Source organism: Variovorax jilinensis (genome assembly GCF_030316885.1).
Classification (GTDB): Bacteria; Pseudomonadota; Gammaproteobacteria; order Burkholderiales; family Burkholderiaceae_C; genus Variovorax; species Variovorax jilinensis.
In genome coordinates this window covers 74,898-89,603 of sequence record NZ_JASZYQ010000011.1, presented here as the reverse complement: position 1 = coordinate 89,603, position 14,706 = coordinate 74,898, and the positions used below count along the sequence as shown (strand labels likewise).

Annotated in this window: 18 protein-coding genes; 4 read left to right on the top strand and 14 right to left on the bottom strand. The window is 67.0% G+C overall.

Annotation, left to right across the window (positions count from 1 at the left end):
- From QTH87_RS25165 to QTH87_RS25125, 9 genes are all read right to left on the bottom strand, one after another.
- A partial coding sequence (locus tag QTH87_RS25165; protein ID WP_007829589.1) for a GTP-binding protein occupies positions 1-106 on the bottom strand: 106 nt, incomplete at its 3' end.
- A gap of 109 nt (positions 107-215) precedes the next feature.
- Complete coding sequence (gene fusA, locus QTH87_RS25160) at positions 216-2,318, bottom strand: elongation factor G (protein ID WP_286613041.1); 2,103 nt, start codon at positions 2,316-2,318, stop codon at positions 216-218.
- 87 nt (positions 2,319-2,405) lie between these two features.
- Complete coding sequence (gene rpsG, locus QTH87_RS25155) at positions 2,406-2,879, bottom strand: 30S ribosomal protein S7 (protein WP_158723439.1); 474 nt, start codon at positions 2,877-2,879, stop codon at positions 2,406-2,408.
- A gap of 149 nt (positions 2,880-3,028) precedes the next feature.
- Positions 3,029-3,406 (bottom strand): 30S ribosomal protein S12, encoded by a 378-nt coding sequence (gene rpsL / locus QTH87_RS25150; protein ID WP_013543948.1) that lies wholly within the window; start codon positions 3,404-3,406, stop codon positions 3,029-3,031.
- A 162-nt stretch (positions 3,407-3,568) separates the two neighbouring features.
- Complete coding sequence (locus tag QTH87_RS25145; protein ID WP_286613038.1) at positions 3,569-4,738, bottom strand: D-alanyl-D-alanine carboxypeptidase family protein; 1,170 nt, start codon at positions 4,736-4,738, stop codon at positions 3,569-3,571.
- Between the two features lie 24 nt (positions 4,739-4,762).
- A complete protein-coding gene (locus QTH87_RS25140) occupies positions 4,763-5,395 on the bottom strand; it encodes an alpha/beta hydrolase (protein ID WP_286613036.1) in 633 nt (210 codons plus the stop codon).
- Positions 5,396-5,399: 4 nt separating this feature from the next.
- Positions 5,400-5,753: a (2Fe-2S) ferredoxin domain-containing protein gene (locus QTH87_RS25135; protein WP_286613034.1), complete on the bottom strand. Its 354-nt coding sequence runs from the start codon at positions 5,751-5,753 to the stop codon at positions 5,400-5,402.
- 44 nt (positions 5,754-5,797) lie between these two features.
- Positions 5,798-6,937 carry a VanZ family protein gene (locus tag QTH87_RS25130; protein ID WP_286613032.1) on the bottom strand — a complete coding sequence of 380 codons (1,140 nt, stop codon included), beginning with the start codon at positions 6,935-6,937 and terminating at the stop codon, positions 5,798-5,800.
- A 4-nt stretch (positions 6,938-6,941) separates the two neighbouring features.
- Positions 6,942-7,370 (bottom strand): CopD family protein, encoded by a 429-nt coding sequence (locus QTH87_RS25125; protein WP_286613030.1) that lies wholly within the window; start codon positions 7,368-7,370, stop codon positions 6,942-6,944.
- Between the two features lie 320 nt (positions 7,371-7,690).
- On the opposite strand from QTH87_RS25125, the gene hemB reads away from it, so the two are divergent.
- Together hemB and QTH87_RS25115 are read left to right on the top strand one after the other, a co-directional pair.
- Positions 7,691-8,695 (top strand): porphobilinogen synthase, encoded by a 1,005-nt coding sequence (gene hemB, locus QTH87_RS25120; protein WP_286613029.1) that lies wholly within the window; start codon positions 7,691-7,693, stop codon positions 8,693-8,695.
- Positions 8,696-8,709: 14 nt separating this feature from the next.
- Complete coding sequence (locus tag QTH87_RS25115; RefSeq protein ID WP_286613027.1) at positions 8,710-9,840, top strand: magnesium transporter CorA family protein; 1,131 nt, start codon at positions 8,710-8,712, stop codon at positions 9,838-9,840.
- Positions 9,841-9,896: 56 nt separating this feature from the next.
- On the opposite strand, the gene QTH87_RS25110 is transcribed toward QTH87_RS25115, so the two are convergent.
- The 5 genes from QTH87_RS25110 to QTH87_RS25090 form a co-directional block, all read right to left on the bottom strand.
- Positions 9,897-10,262: a DUF4148 domain-containing protein gene (locus QTH87_RS25110; RefSeq protein ID WP_286613025.1), complete on the bottom strand. Its 366-nt coding sequence runs from the start codon at positions 10,260-10,262 to the stop codon at positions 9,897-9,899.
- 211 nt (positions 10,263-10,473) lie between these two features.
- Positions 10,474-10,824 (bottom strand): alpha/beta hydrolase, encoded by a 351-nt coding sequence (locus tag QTH87_RS25105; RefSeq protein ID WP_286613023.1) that lies wholly within the window; start codon positions 10,822-10,824, stop codon positions 10,474-10,476.
- Between the two features lie 168 nt (positions 10,825-10,992).
- Positions 10,993-11,901 carry an amidohydrolase family protein gene (locus QTH87_RS25100; RefSeq protein WP_444812844.1) on the bottom strand — a complete coding sequence of 303 codons (909 nt, stop codon included), beginning with the start codon at positions 11,899-11,901 and terminating at the stop codon, positions 10,993-10,995.
- Positions 11,902-11,912: 11 nt separating this feature from the next.
- The gene (locus QTH87_RS25095) at positions 11,913-12,596 is read right to left on the bottom strand and encodes a dienelactone hydrolase family protein (protein WP_286613022.1); all 684 of its coding nucleotides are present in this window, start codon (positions 12,594-12,596) and stop codon (positions 11,913-11,915) included.
- Between the two features lie 2 nt (positions 12,597-12,598).
- Positions 12,599-13,219 (bottom strand): 2-hydroxychromene-2-carboxylate isomerase, encoded by a 621-nt coding sequence (locus QTH87_RS25090; protein ID WP_286613021.1) that lies wholly within the window; start codon positions 13,217-13,219, stop codon positions 12,599-12,601.
- Positions 13,220-13,293: 74 nt separating this feature from the next.
- Here QTH87_RS25090 and QTH87_RS25085 point away from each other — a divergent pair, with 74 nt between their 5' ends.
- Positions 13,294-14,040: an SDR family oxidoreductase gene (locus QTH87_RS25085; RefSeq protein WP_286613019.1), complete on the top strand. Its 747-nt coding sequence runs from the start codon at positions 13,294-13,296 to the stop codon at positions 14,038-14,040.
- A gap of 14 nt (positions 14,041-14,054) precedes the next feature.
- Positions 14,055-14,696 (top strand): MarC family protein, encoded by a 642-nt coding sequence (locus QTH87_RS25080; RefSeq protein ID WP_286613053.1) that lies wholly within the window; start codon positions 14,055-14,057, stop codon positions 14,694-14,696.
- The last annotated feature ends 10 nt before the right edge of the window (positions 14,697-14,706 follow it).

Genomic DNA, 14,706 nt, shown 5'->3' with positions numbered 1-14,706 from the left:
GCACGGTGGCAATCGCCGCCGTCAGCGTCGTCTTGCCATGGTCCACGTGACCGATCGTGCCGACGTTGACGTGCGGCTTCGTGCGGGTGAATTTTCCTTTTGCCATTTTCTATCCTTGAAAGAGCATTGCCCGTGTGAGGTTTAACGTCTGCACCCCGTTGCTGGTTCTCTCGCCACGGGCAACGAGAGGCACGGAGTCGCAGACAGAACCGGATTTACTTCGAGCGCGAGGCGACGATGGCTTCGGCCACGTTGCGCGGAGCTTCGGAGTAGTGCTTGAATTCCATGGTGTACGTGGCGCGGCCTTGCGTGGCCGAGCGCAGCGTGGTCGAGTAGCCGAACATTTCCGACAGCGGGACTTCGGCCTTGATGAGCTTGCCGCCACCGACCATGTCGTCCATGCCCTGCACCATGCCGCGACGCGACGAGAGGTCGCCCATCACGTTGCCGGCGTAGTCCTCCGGGGTCTCGACTTCCACGGCCATCATCGGCTCGAGGATCACCGGCGAAGCCTTGCGGGCGCCTTCCTTGAAGCCGAAGATGGCAGCCATCTTGAACGCCATTTCGTTCGAGTCCACGTCGTGGTACGAACCGAAGTGCAGCGTGACCTTGACGTCCACGACCGGATAGCCGGCCAGCACGCCCTGCGTCAGCGCTTCGATCACGCCCTTTTCCACCGCCGGGATGTACTCGCGCGGCACCACGCCGCCCTTGATCGCGTCGACGAACTCGAAGCCCTTGCCGGCTTCGTTCGGCTCGAGCTTGAGGATGACGTGACCGTACTGGCCCTTGCCGCCCGACTGGCGAACGAACTTGCCTTCGGCATCTTCGACCGTCTTGCGGATGGTTTCGCGGTAAGCCACCTGCGGCTTGCCGACGTTGGCTTCGACGCCGAACTCGCGCTTCATGCGGTCCACGATGATTTCGAGGTGGAGCTCGCCCATGCCCGAGATGATGGTCTGGCCGGATTCCTCGTCCGAACGCACGCGGAACGACGGATCTTCCGAAGCCAGGCGCTGCAGCGCGATGCCCATCTTTTCCTGGTCGGCCTTGGTCTTCGGCTCGACGGCCTGCGAGATCACGGGCTCGGGGAATTCCATGCGCTCGAGCGTGATGATCGCGTCGGGGTCGCACAGCGTCTCGCCGGTCGTGACGTCCTTCAGGCCCACGCACGCAGCGATGTCGCCGGCGCGGATTTCGTCGATCTCAAGACGCTCGTTGGCGTGCATCTGCACGATACGGCCGATGCGCTCCTTCTTGCCCTTGACCGGGTTGTAGACCGTGTCGCCCTTGCTCAGCACGCCCGAGTAGACGCGCACGAAGGTCAGCTGGCCGACGTAGGGGTCGGTCATCAGCTTGAAGGCCAGCGCCGAGAACTTCTCCTCGTCGGTCGGCTTGCGGTTGGTTTCCTTCTCGTCGTCGTCCGTGCCTTCGACCGGCGGGACGTCCTGCGGCGAGGGCATCAGTTCGATCACGGCGTCGAGCATGCGCTGCACGCCCTTGTTCTTGAACGCGCTGCCGCACATCATCGGCTGGATCTCGCCGGCGATGGTGCGCTGGCGCAGGCCGGCGGTGATTTCAGCCTCGGTGAGGTCGCCCTCTTCGAGGTACTTGTTCATCAGTTCCTCGGTGGCTTCGGCCGCGCTCTCGACCATCTTCTCGCGCCACTCCTTGGCGGACTCGAGCAGTTCGGCCGGGATGTCGCGGTAGTCGAACTTCATGCCCTGCGAGGCCTCGTCCCAGTAGATGGCCTTCATCTTGCGAAGATCGACCACGCCCTGGAACTTGTCCTCGGCACCGATCGGGATCACGATCGGCACGGGGTTGGCCTTCAGGCGGTCGACCATCATCTGGCGCACGCGGAAGAAGTTGGCGCCGATACGGTCCATCTTGTTCACGAATGCGAGACGCGGCACGCGGTACTTGTTGGCTTGGCGCCAGACCGTCTCGGACTGGGGCTGCACGCCGCCGACCGAGTCGTACACCATCACGGCGCCGTCGAGCACGCGCATCGAGCGCTCGACTTCAATCGTGAAGTCCACGTGGCCCGGGGTGTCGATGATGTTGATGCGGTGCTCGGGCATCGAGTGGTCCATGCCCTTCCAGAAGCAGGTCACGGCCGCCGAGGTGATCGTGATGCCGCGCTCTTGTTCCTGTTCCATCCAGTCGGTGGTCGCGGCGCCGTCATGCACCTCGCCCAGCTTGTGGGTGACGCCCGTGTAGAACAGGATGCGTTCCGTGGTGGTCGTCTTGCCGGCGTCGATGTGCGCCGAGATACCGATGTTGCGGTAGCGCTCGATGGGGGTCTTGCGTGCCATGAAATTTACTCCGTTAACGGATGAAAGCCCGCCCACCGCTCTCGGTGGGTCGGGCTTCCAGCCTGTCTGATTAGGGGGGACGAGTTCTTAGAAGCGGAAGTGGCTGAAGGCCTTGTTGGCCTCTGCCATGCGATGCACTTCATCGCGCTTCTTCATGGCACCGCCACGGCCTTCCGTGGCTTCCATGAGTTCGTTGGCCAGACGCAGGGCCATCGACTTCTCGCCGCGCTTGCGCGCGGCTTCCTTGATCCAGCGCATCGACAGCGCCAGGCGACGGACCGGGCGCACTTCGACGGGCACCTGGTAGTTCGCGCCACCGACGCGGCGGGACTTGACCTCGACCATCGGCTTGACGTTGTTGATGGCGATGGTGAAGGCCTCGACCGGGTCCTTGCCCGGGTTCTTCTTCTCGATCTGGTCAAGCGCACCATAGATGATGCGCTCGGCGATCGCCTTCTTGCCGCCTTCCATGATCACGTTCATGAACTTCGACAGCTCGACATTGCCGTACTTGGGATCCGGCAGGATTTCACGTTTGGGGACTTCGCGACGACGTGGCATTTTTCTAACCTCTTTGCTTCAGTTGGCGCCTCTTTCGAGACACCGCGAGAGCCAACAAGAACTCTCACTTACTCGACCCAATATCGGGTCACTTCGCTCGATGCACCGGCCAGGGCGCTCGAACACCGCTTGATGAACTACAGAAAGCCTCAGGCCTTCTTGGGACGCTTCGCGCCGTACTTGGAACGCGACTGCTTGCGGTCTTTCACGCCTTGCAGGTCGAGCGAACCGCGCACGATGTGGTAGCGGACACCGGGCAAGTCCTTGACACGACCGCCGCGAACCAGCACCACGCTGTGTTCCTGCAGGTTGTGGCCTTCGCCGCCGATGTAGGAGATGACTTCGAAGCCGTTCGTGAGGCGCACCTTGGCGACCTTGCGCAGCGCCGAGTTCGGCTTTTTCGGGGTCGTGGTGTAGACCCGGGTGCAGACACCGCGACGTTGCGGCGAGTTCTGCATGGCAGGGCTCTTCGAATTGATCTTTTCGACCGTCCGACCCTGACGCACCAGTTGATTGATGGTTGGCATGTGTGAATAAGTCCCAAAAACAAGCCCCGAAGGCCCTAGGCGTGAACCGGCCGGACGGGGTACGGCCAAGAACTGGCCGAAAACGTGAATCCCTTCGGATTTTCCGAAAAGCCCACGAGTATAGCAGGCAGGACGCCCTCTGCCTACCCAAAGAAGAAAGCGTTACTTGATCCAGAGCCGCACGGCATCCCAGGCCCGGCCGAGCACACCCGCCTGCTGCACCGCATCGAGCGCCACCAGCTGCACGTCGGCGACGGGCTGGTCGCCCAGCGTGACCTTGAGCGATCCGATCGGCTGGAGCTTGGCAAAGGGCGCCACCAAAGGATCGGGGCGCACCACCTGGGTCTTGATCTTGTTCGCCGAGCCCGCGGGCACCGCGACCACGATGGCCTCGGGACGGCCGAGCTTGACCGTGTTTTCCTTGCCCTTCCAGACCGGCGGCGTGGCCACGGCCTGGTTGGCGTCGAACAGGCGCACGGCGTCGAAGGCCGTGTAGCCCCAGTTGAGCAGCTTCTGCGATTCGTTGGCGCGCGCGTTCTCGCTCGCGGCGCCGAGCACGATGGTCAGAAGGCGCCGGCCACCCGTGAGATTCGGGAAGTCCCGCTTGGCGGTGACGATCATGCAGTAGCCCGCCGCCTGGGTGTGGCCGGTCTTCAGGCCGTCGACGGTCGGGTCGCGGAACAGCAGCAGGTTGCGGTTGGTGTCGTTCGTCGACGGCGTGCCCGGGAAACGGTACTTCTTGATCGAGTAGTAGTGGACGTACTCCGGAAAGTCGTGCATCAGCCGCGTGGCCAGGATGCTGAGGTCGCGCGCGGTCGTGGTGTGGCCGGGTTCGGTCAGGCCTTCGGGGTTCTTGAACGTGGTGTTCTTCATGCCGAGCGCCTTGGCCTGCTCGTTCATGAGTTCGACGAAGTGCTCGACGGTGCCGCCCACGCCCTCGGCCAGCGCGATGGTCGCGTCGTTGCCGGACTGCACGATCAGCCCCTTGATGAGGTCTTCCACCGGCACCTGCATCTTGGGGTCGATGAACATGCGCGACCCGGGCATCTTCCACGCCCGGACGCTCACCGGCAGGGTCTGGGTCAGCGTGATCTTCTTGGCCTTGAGCGCGTCGAAGACGAGGTAGGCGGACATCAGCTTGGTGAGCGAAGCCGGCTCGACCGGCGTGTCGATGTCCTTCTGCGCCAGCACCTGGTTGGCCGTGACGTCGAGCAGCATGTAGCTGCGTGCCGCGACCTCGGGCGGCACCGGCACCTGGGCGACGGCGACAAGACAGAAAGATGCGGCGGCGGCGACCGCGAACGCGCGCAGCGCGACGACAAGACGATTCATGGGAGTGCGGAAAACGGAAAAAGACTAGCCCGCGCGGAGATGGCGGACGACGAGATTCTTGAGCAGGGGCAATTGTCCGTGAAAGAAATGACCGCCCCCCGGAACGACTGTGACAGGAAGTGACTGCGGCCGCGCCCAGTCGAGCACGGCGGCCAGCGGCACCGTATCGTCCTGCTCGCCATGGACGACCAGAGCGCGCTCGTGGGCGTCGGCTGGCAGCGTCGCCACGGTGAAGCGCGACGCGGCGGTGCCGACCAGCACCACGTGGCGGATGTCGCGCGTCGACCAGAGCGCCTCGATCGCGCTGCTGGCCACGAAGGCCCCGAACGAGAAGCCGGCGATCGCGAGCGCGCCTTCGGGCGCCACCTGCTCGATCACGGCGCGCATGTCCTCGGCCTCGCCGCGGCCTTCGTCGTGCACGCCTTCGCTGGTGCCGATGCCGCGGAAATTGAAGCGCACCGCAGTCCAGCCGCAGGCGACGAAGGCGCGCGCCAGGGTCTGCACCACCTTGTTGTCCATGGTGCCGCCGAACAGCGGGTGCGGATGGGCGATCACCGCGACGCCGAGCGCGGGGGTGCCCGCCGCAGCGACGTCGCGCAGCGCCTCGATGTCACCCGCGGCACCCTTGAGCCTGAGCTTCTCGGTCGAGGAATTCATGGCATCAGCGCCCGATTTCCGGCGGCAGCAGCAGCCGCTCGACCACTTCGCCGTTCCGGAGATGCGATTCGACGATCTCGTCGATGTCGGCGGCGTCGAAGAAGGTGTACCAGACGGCCTCCGGGTAGACCACCGCGACCGGCCCGCCCGCGCAGCGGTCGAGGCAACCGGCCTTGTTGACGCGCACCTTGCCGGGACCGGACAGCCCGGCCTCCTTGACGCGCGACTTGCAGCGATCGAAGCCGGCCTGGGCCTCGTGCTTGGAACACGAATCCTCGCCGCCCTTGCGCTCGTTGAGGCAGAAGAAGATGTGGCGCTGGTAGTAGCCCGCCGGCGCCTGGATGCTGGGACTGGACATCGCGGCATTCTATTGAGCGCCGCGGCCGCGATGTCCCGGCAGGGTCACCCGGGCGCAGGGGTATCGGGCAGCGCCGGGCCGCCGCCGCGCCGCGACAGCAGGGCCAGCGCATAGACCAGGGTCGCGAAGGGCCAGATCCAACCCAGCCACTGGGCCAGGCCATGGAAGCGGATGAACCGCCCCTGCTCCCAGGTGGCGAGCGTCTGCGCGAAGTAGGCGCTCTCGGGCGCCTGGTTGAGCAGGCTCAGGTGGACCACCAGCGCGACCAGCAGCAGCGCCGCGCAGAAGCGCCGTGGCGCCGCGAGCAGCAGCACGCCGACGATCAGCGCCGCGGCAATGCCGATCTGCACCGGCAGGCTCAGCCAGGCCCACGCATGCGGCGGCCCGTAGCTGAGCGCCGCCGACAGCGCCGACGCCGCCACGCCGGCGATCAGCACCACGGGCAGCAGCACCGCGCGGCGCGCGACCGAGCGGGTCACGACGAAACCCAGCAGGCAGGGCACCAGCGCGCCCAGCATCACGCACAGCAGTTCGACGCCAGGCACCAGCGGCTCGAGCTCGAACTGGCGCACCGGCAGCCAGTCGATGAAAGGGGTGTCGACCAGCCAGTCGGCGACGCCGGCCTCGAGCCGCTCGAAGACCTGGCCGAGCCCGAAGCTGACGGCGGCGGGGAACAGCAGCGCGATCGGCCACAGGGCCAGCAGCACCAGGCCGCCGCGTGAGTCCTCGAGGAACCAGTTCGAGCGCGTCCGGTGCCAGTGCGTCACGGCTCCGAGGCGCTCGAGCACCGCCGCCAGCGTCGCGCCGATGAAGGCGCCGAGCACATTGAGTCCGAGATCGACGTTCGAGGGGATGCGGGCGGGCAGATAGCTCTGCAGCGTTTCCATCGCCAGCGCGATCGCAGCGCCCGCGGCGGTCGCGCGCAGCACCGCGGGAACGGCCCCGGTGCCTGGCCGGTTGCGGATCACCGCGATCGCCGCAAGGAAGCCCAGCGGCATGTAGCCGACGACGTTGATGCCGAAATCGAAGGCAGTCCAGTACTTGGGCCAGGGCGCCGCGAGGTAAGCCCAGGGCGCGATGCCCTGGTCGCGCCAATCGGAGAACGGATAGAGGCTCGCGTAGACGATCAGCGCCGCGTAGGCCAGCGCGAGGGGAAGCGCAACGGACTTGTGCGGCGTGACCACGCGCTCAGAAGGGCTTGACCACGACCAGCACCACGATGGCAAGCAGCAGCAGCACCGGCAGTTCGTTGAACCAGCGATACCAGCGGTGGCTGCGCCGGTCGCTGCCCGCCACGAAGCGACGCAGCAGCACGCCGCAGCCGTGGTGATAGCCGAGAGTGACCAGCACCAGCGCCAGCTTGGCATGCATCCAGCCGCTGCCCGGTCCTCGCCCGATGCCGTAGCCCATCCACAGCCAGAGCCCGAAGATCAGCGCCGGCACGGCCAGGAAGGTGGTGAAGCGAAACAGCTTGCGCGCCATCAGCACGAGACGCGCGCGCTCGGCCACGGACTCGGGCGCCACCATGGCCAGGTTGACGAAGATGCGCGGCAGGTAGAAGAGCCCCGCGAACCAGCTCACGACGAAGACGATGTGAAAGGATTTGACCCAGAGCATGGAGAGGCAGTTTAGTGGCGCGTCTCGGACGCGGGACGCACAAAAAAAAGCCCGGCGTCAGAACGCCGGGCTGGGAAGCCCTTTTGCTGTCACACATCAAGGCACCCGCTCAGGGAGGAAAAGCGGGGAGCGGCAAGCCGCCCGCGACAGAATTTAACAAAGGCCAAACAACCGATCAAGCAACGGCGTCGTTTTTTTAACCTTCCGGTTGATATCCCTAGTACCAATCCATTCACTTCCGATCTAACACTGAACTTCGCAGCCAACGCCGTGGACGTCGTACTGCGATGCAGCAAAAAGCTTCGGGCACAATTTTCGACATGACCTTCCATGCCCCCTTCCCCGCCGGCCGGCCGCGTCGACTGCGCCGCGACGCCTTCACGCGCGATCTCGTTCGCGAGCACGCACTCACGGCGAGCGACCTGATCTATCCCGTGTTCGTGCAGGAAGGCGAACGGCGGCGCGATGCCGTGGCCTCGATGCCCGGCGTCGAGCGGCTCAGCCTGGACCAGCTCCTGCCGGTCGCCGAGCAATGCGTCGCGCTCGGCATCCCGGTGCTGGCGCTCTTTCCGGTGATCGATGCCGGACTCAAGACGCCCGCCGGAGACGAGGCCTTCAACCCCGACGGCCTGATCCCGCGCGTGGTCGGTGCGCTCAAGGAGCGCTTCCCAGAACTCGGCGTGATGACCGACGTGGCGCTCGACCCCTACACCAGCCACGGCCAGGACGGCCTGCTCGACGACAGCGGCTACATCCTCAACGATCCGACGGTCGAGGTGCTCGTGAAGCAGGCGCTCGCGCAGTCGCGCGCGGGCGTCGACATCGTGGCGCCGAGCGACATGATGGACGGTCGCATCGGCGCCATCCGCGATGCGCTCGAGGCGCGCGGCGACGTGCACACGCGCATCATGGCCTACAGCGCCAAGTACGCGAGCGCCTTCTACGGCCCCTTCCGCGATGCGGTCGGCTCGGCCGCCAACCTCGGCAAGAGCAACAAGAAGGTCTACCAGATGGACCCGGGCAACAGCGACGAGGCGCTGCGCGAAGTCGCGATCGACATCGCCGAGGGTGCCGACATGGTGATGGTGAAGCCCGGCATGCCCTACCTCGACATCGTGCGCCGCGTGAAGGACCAGTTCCGCGTGCCCACCTTCGCCTACCAGGTCAGCGGCGAATACGCGATGCTGAAGGCGGCGGCGCAGAACGGCTGGCTCGACCACGACGCCGTGATGCTCGAGAGCCTGCTGGCCTTCAAGCGCGCCGGCGCCGACGGCGTGCTGACGTATTTCGCGCTCGACGCGGCGCGCCTCCTCAGGCGGGCCTGAGCGCGCCCCGTCTCATGCGCATCTTCAAGATCGACGGCACGCAGATCAGCGAGCACGACGCGCTCGCCGCGATGGCGGCGCCTGGCGCCTGCGAGCGCGGCTACCTGTGGCTGTCGCTGACGCGAGAGGAATTCCGGGCCTCGCTGCCGCAGGTGCAGGAGGTGCTGCAGGCGCTGTGCAACACGCTGCTGCTCGACCTGCACGTGAGCGACCTGCTCAACGACCAGCTGCCCTCGCGCTACGACTACACCTCGCAGTACGACCTGCTGGTGTTCCGGCGCCTGGCCGCCACCAACGGCAAGGAGCCTTCGACGCCACCCGAGCGCCCCGTGCGCGGTGGCCCGAGCGTGCTGCGCCGCGTCGACACGCGGCCGGTGGGTTTCGCGGTCTTCGACCGGGTCCTGCTGTCGGTGCATCCGGAGGACGGCGCGGTGCGCGACGCCTTCGCGGCCAAGCTGCTCGCGGCCGCCACGCCCGAGGGCCGCGGGGCCGGGCCGGTGCTCGACGTGCGCGCGGTATCGGCCCGCATCCCGAGCGGGCCGGCCGACCTCATGCTGCGCGTCATCAACCAGATCGTGGATGCCTACCTGGACATGCGCCGCGAGCTCACCCGTCAGCTGGAGCACTGGCAGGCCGAGTTGATCGATCCGCACAGCCGCTTCACCAACTGGAGCGCCCTGATGGAAACGCGCCAGTCGCTCTACCACCTCGACGAGATCTGCGAGGACCAGCGCGGTGCGATCCAGGACTGGATCGATTCGCTCGAGACCCTGCCCGCGCCCGGAAGCCCGGCCGAACAGCGGGAGCGCGAACTGGTCATGGTTCGCAGCCGCGACGTGCTCGAGCACATCGAGCGCGTGGTGCACCACGTGCGGCGGCTCGAGCAGAACGCCGAGACCGCCGTGCAGATGCACTTCAGCGTGCAGGGCCACCGGGCCAACGACATCATGCGGGTGCTGACCGTGCTGACCGCGGTATTCCTGCCGCTCAACCTGATCGCCGGCATCTTCGGCATGAACTTCGAGTTCATCCCGCTGGTGCACAAGGCCGACGGCTTCTGGATCGCGATGGGCACCATGGGCGCGATCGCGGTGGTGCTGGTGACGGTCTTCTGGCGCAAGCGCTACCTCGCGCGGCCCCATTGAAAAAGCCGGAAGGCGCTGTTCGCACCTTCCGGCTTTCGTAACGCGGCAGCCGCGGCTTACTTGGCCGTGACGGCGCCGTCCTTCTTGGCCTGGACCGCGGGTTCCGGCTTGTTCATGGTCGAGATCACGCGGCTGTTGACGCGCGAACCGCTGCTCACGTTCTGGTCGGGTGCATTGGCGGCGGCGACGGCCTGGGCGCGCACGGCTTCGGGGCTGGCGACCGAGTTGAACGGCTCGGCGCCGCGCGAGCCGCGCACCACGTTCTGGTTCGGAGCCGATGCGGCGGTGACCGCTTCGGCGGCGACTTCGCTGCGGCTCTTGGCCGACGCGCCGGCATGAACGCCGTCGTAGGTCTCGGCGTGGGCGCCGGCAGCGGCGGCGAGGGTCAGGACGGCAGCGGCGAGGATACGGGTCGTGTTCATGGAGTTCCTTCGGTTGATCAGGATGGTCTTCAAAACCAGGCTGGCGATGGCTGGCCTGTGGCACGAGTTTCGAGCCGATTGACTACGGGAAAACACTCAGTCCGGAGACACCGCGTTTCCACAATCGAAACAATCCCGTTTCCGCTCGCCAAAAGAGAAAGGCCGGCCCGATGACTCGGACCGGCCTTGGGAGCCGGATTCGCGCGGAGGATCAGAGGCCGGCTTGACGGGTGGTCGAGCGCTCGATCTTGTACTGCGACGGCACCACGCTGTTCACGAAGGCCTTGCGGTCCAGGTTCTGGTTCGGCTCGTGCGCGGTGGCGACGGCCTGGGCACGGATCACCGAGCGGTCGGCCGAGGCGGTCAGGGCCGGGGCGACGTGCGACGAGGCGCTGTCGGCGTACGGGTTCTCGCTGCGAGCGGCAACCACGGCCTGGCCGTTGACTTCGGCGCGGCTCAGGGCCGACACCGGCGCGTGGACGCCTTCGTAGGTTTCGGCCTGGGCACCTGCGGCGGCGAGGAGCGAGAGGGCGGCGGCGGCGATGATCTTCGAGGTGTTCATTTGATGTCCTTGTTGAGGGAAGCGGCGTGCTTCCGTGAGGACAAGTATGCGCCCATCTCTAGGTGGAAACCCGTAGAAAAAGGAATCGCGGTGTTCGTTGATTGGAAACAATGCCGCGCATTGAAGGCCAAAGCCGCATCAATGCATCGAAGCCGCCCGATGGCCCCGCTAACGCACCGAGAACATGTCTGCGGCATTGCCCCATGCGATGCGTCGTGCCACGTCGGGCGGCAGGTCGCCGAGCCAGGTGCGGTAGCCGCGCATGAGTTCGTCGTAGGCGCTCCAGCGCTGGTTGACCCAGGTGTCGGAGCCGACCAGGAAGCGGTCCGGGTAGCGCAGGATCAGTTGCCGCCACTCGGGGCACAACCGCCCGTCGGCGCAGGTCAGGCCCGGGCGGTACGACAGCTCGCCCATCAGTTGCGGGTAGCGCTCGAGCAGCGCCTGCACCCGCTCGATCGGCGGGCCGCCGATGCCCGTATGGGCCCAGATCAGCCGCAGGTTGCGGCCGCCCGCGGGCGCATGGGCCATCAGCAGGTCGATCGCGGTGTCGTCGACGTGGGCCAGCACCGCGAGCCTCTTCTGCTCGGCCAGCACGATGAGCTTCTTCGCGACCGGCCCGTTGGCGTTGGCGCTGTCGTAGAGGTGGAACTCGCCGATGCCCTGGTAGGGGCCACTGGCCGTGCCGCGTGCGAGTTCGGCCTGCACCATCTCGTAGATGGTCTCGTCGCGGAACCAGTTGCCGTAGTCGTCGCGGTTGCGATAGAGACGCACGAAGGGCACCACCGTCACGCCGGCTTCGCGCGTCTCGCGCGCGGCGGCCAGTGTGCGGGTGCCGGTGTTGGGCCGCGAGTTGGCGACGATCGCCTTGACGCCGTTGCGCTGCATGCGGGCCAGCGCCTCGGCGGGCGGGAAAGGCCCGCTGTCGCCATCCCAGGCTTCCACGTTGTAGTGAAGATGGGTGTCGAACAGCGGCCCGGCGTAGTCGGCCGCCAGGGCCGGCGCGGCGCCGGCCAGCAGCGCGGCCGCGAGGCCCGCCGCGAGCGCCGACGGGAAGCTGAAGCTGCGCGCGGCGCTCACGGCCGGCCCGCTCAGGCGAGATGCCGGGCGAAGAAGGCCAGCGTGCGCTCGCGCGCCAGCCTGGCGGCGCCGGCATCGTAGGAGCCGCGCTGGTCGCAGTTGAAGCCGTGGCCGCATTCGTAGACATGGACCTCGACCTCGGGATGGGCCTTCCTGAAGTCCTCGATGCTGTCGAGCGGAATCCAGTGGTCGTTGTTGCCGAAGTGCGCCAGCACCGGCACCTTGGGCTGCAGTGCGCTTTCCTCGGGCGTGGTCATGCCGCCGCCGTAGTAGGGCGCCGCTGCCGCGAGCCCGGCTACCTTGGCCGCCGCGCGCCAGGTCAGCAGGCCGCCCCAGCAGTAGCCCACGATGCCGACCTTGCCGGCCTTGGCCGCGTAGTCGACCGCGGCCTGGATGTCCTGCAGCACGCCGGGTGCCGGCAGCGCCTCGACCGCGGTCTTGAGCGCGAAGCCGGCCTTCATGTCGTCGTCGGTGTAGCCGAGCTCGACACCCTGCTTGACGCGGTGGAAGGTCGCCGGCGCCACGGCGAGGTAGCCCTCGGCCGCGTAGCCGTCGGCGACCGCGCGGATGTGCGAGTTGACGCCGAAGATCTCCTGCACCACGACGACTGCGCCGCGCGGCTTGCCGGAAGGCTCGGCCACGTAGGCCGGGAACGTGAAGCCGTCCTTGGCGGTGAGATCGATGAATTGACCCATGGTCATGCTCCTTGGATGGTGGTGGGTTGCTTCAGCGCGCGTTCGACGAAATCGAGCCGGTCCTGGCCCCAGAAGATCTCGCCATCGATGACGTAGCTGGGGGCGCCGAAGACCTTGCAGTCGATCGCCTGCTGCGTGTAGTCCTCGTAGCGCTCCTGCACCGCCTGGCTCTGCGCGTGATCGACGCGTCGTGCATCGAGCCCGCATTCTGCCGCCAATGCCTCGAGCACCTTGGGATCGGCGATGTTGCGCTCCTGGACCCAGATTGCCGCGAAGACCGCGCCGCAGAGCTTCATCGCGGCGTCGCAACCGTCGTGCATGTCGGCCGCGATGATGAGCCGGGCCGCGTCGTCGCTCGCCACCGGGAAGAACTTGGGCTTGGGATGGAGCTCGATGTCGAGGTGCCTCGAATAGCGCGCCAGATCGACCAGCCGGTAGGCCTGGCGCTGCGGCGCCCGCTTGCCGAGCGGCAGGCCGCCCGACACGGGAAACACGGCGCCGAAGTCGATCGGCCGTACCCGCACCGTGGCGCCCGCCGCTTGCGCGATGGCGGCAAAGCGCGCATGGCCGAGGTAGGTCCAGGGGCTCTGCGGCGTGAAGTAGTAGTCGATGATGCGGCTCACGAGCGTCTCCTCGATGATGTAATCGGAAGCTGACGGTTTTAACTGAGGCACGGCTTCCGTGCAGGAGGTGGGGTTTGGACCAGGTTCTCTTGATCACCGGCGCCAGCCGCGGCATCGGCGCCGCGACCGCCCTGCAGGCCGCGCGGCGCGGCTGGGCGGTCGCCGTCAACTACACGAGCAACTCGCTCGCGGCCGACGAGGTGGTGCGCGCAATCCGCGCCGGCGGCGGCACCGCGATCACGGTGCAGGCCGACGTCGGCGACGAGGCGCAGGTGCTCGCGATGTTCGCCAAGGTCGATGCCAAGCTCGGCCGCCTCACGGGGCTGGTCAACAACGCCGGCGTGGTCGACATGCAGGCCCGGGTCGACGAGATGAGCGTGGCGCGGCTCGAACGCATGCTGCGAATCAACGTGATCGGCAGCATCGTCTGCGCGCGCGAGGCGGTGCGCCGCATGAGCACGCGCCACGGCGGCAGCGGCGGCGCGATCGTCAACCTCTCTAGCGCCGCGGCGCGGCTCGGCTCGCCCGGCCAGTACGTCGACTACGCGGCCAGCAAAGGCGCGATCGACACCTTCACGGTCGGTCTGGCCAAGGAAGTGGCCGATGAAGGCATCCGCGTCAACGCGGTGCGCCCCGGGCTGATCGACACCGAGATCCACGCCTCGGGCGGGCTGCCCGACCGCGCCTTCCAGCTCGCGTCCACCGTCCCGATGAAGCGCACCGGCAGCGCCGACGAGGTCGCCAACGGCATCGTCTGGCTGCTGTCGGCCGAGGCCGGCTACGTGACGGGTACCGTCCTCGACGTCACGGGCGGGCGCTGATGGCCTCGCCGACGATGGACCTGGTCAAGCCGCTGATCACGCTGCTGGCCATCGTCAATCCGCTTGCGATCGTTCCGTTCTTCATCCATTTCACGCAGGAGTGCACCGACCTGCAACGCAGGCGCACGGCCTGGGTGTCGGCCTTCAGCGCCTTCATGGTGATCGCGGTCAGCGCCCTGCTCGGCCTGCAGGTGCTGTCCTTCTTCAACATCTCGATCGCGAGCTTCCAGGTCGGCGGCGGCATGTTGCTCCTGATCAGCGCGCTCAACATGCTGAACGCCGCGCCGGCGGAGTCGAAGACCAACAAGGACGAGATCCGCGCGACCGAGGTCAAGGCATCGCTGGGCGCCTCGATCGCCGTGGTGCCGCTCACGATCCCGCTGCTCACGGGACCGGCCACGATGTCGACCGTCGTGATCTACGCCGACAAGGCCCAGCACTACTGGGACCTCGCGGCGCTGGTGGGCTACGGCGCGGTGGTCGGGCTCGCGACCGGCGTGACCTTCTCGCTCGCCGATACGATCTCGCGCGTGCTCGGCAAGACCGGCATCAACGTAATGACGCGGCTGATGGGCCTGATCCTCGCGGCGCTCGCGGTCGAGGTGATGGCGGAAGGCCTCGGCACGCTGTTCCCGGTGCTGCGCCGCACCCTCTGAGCGCGGACCG

Excerpts from the sequence above, each read along its gene's own strand:
- fusA (WP_286613041.1), bottom strand. The coding sequence starts at position 2,318 with ATGGCACGCAAGACCCCCATCGAGCGCTACCGCAACATCGGTATCTCG.
- rpsG (WP_158723439.1), bottom strand. The coding sequence starts at position 2,879 with ATGCCACGTCGTCGCGAAGTCCCCAAACGTGAAATCCTGCCGGATCCC.
- rpsL (WP_013543948.1), bottom strand. The coding sequence starts at position 3,406 with ATGCCAACCATCAATCAACTGGTGCGTCAGGGTCGGACGGTCGAAAAG.
- QTH87_RS25145 (WP_286613038.1), bottom strand. The coding sequence starts at position 4,738 with ATGAATCGTCTTGTCGTCGCGCTGCGCGCGTTCGCGGTCGCCGCCGCC.
- QTH87_RS25140 (WP_286613036.1), bottom strand. The coding sequence starts at position 5,395 with ATGAATTCCTCGACCGAGAAGCTCAGGCTCAAGGGTGCCGCGGGTGAC.
- QTH87_RS25135 (WP_286613034.1), bottom strand. The coding sequence starts at position 5,753 with ATGTCCAGTCCCAGCATCCAGGCGCCGGCGGGCTACTACCAGCGCCAC.
- QTH87_RS25125 (WP_286613030.1), bottom strand. The coding sequence starts at position 7,370 with ATGCTCTGGGTCAAATCCTTTCACATCGTCTTCGTCGTGAGCTGGTTC.
- hemB (WP_286613029.1), top strand. The coding sequence starts at position 7,691 with ATGACCTTCCATGCCCCCTTCCCCGCCGGCCGGCCGCGTCGACTGCGC.
- QTH87_RS25115 (WP_286613027.1), top strand. The coding sequence starts at position 8,710 with ATGCGCATCTTCAAGATCGACGGCACGCAGATCAGCGAGCACGACGCG.
- QTH87_RS25110 (WP_286613025.1), bottom strand. The coding sequence starts at position 10,262 with ATGAACACGACCCGTATCCTCGCCGCTGCCGTCCTGACCCTCGCCGCC.
- QTH87_RS25105 (WP_286613023.1), bottom strand. The coding sequence starts at position 10,824 with ATGAACACCTCGAAGATCATCGCCGCCGCCGCCCTCTCGCTCCTCGCC.
- QTH87_RS25095 (WP_286613022.1), bottom strand. The coding sequence starts at position 12,596 with ATGGGTCAATTCATCGATCTCACCGCCAAGGACGGCTTCACGTTCCCG.
- QTH87_RS25080 (WP_286613053.1), top strand. The coding sequence starts at position 14,055 with ATGGACCTGGTCAAGCCGCTGATCACGCTGCTGGCCATCGTCAATCCG.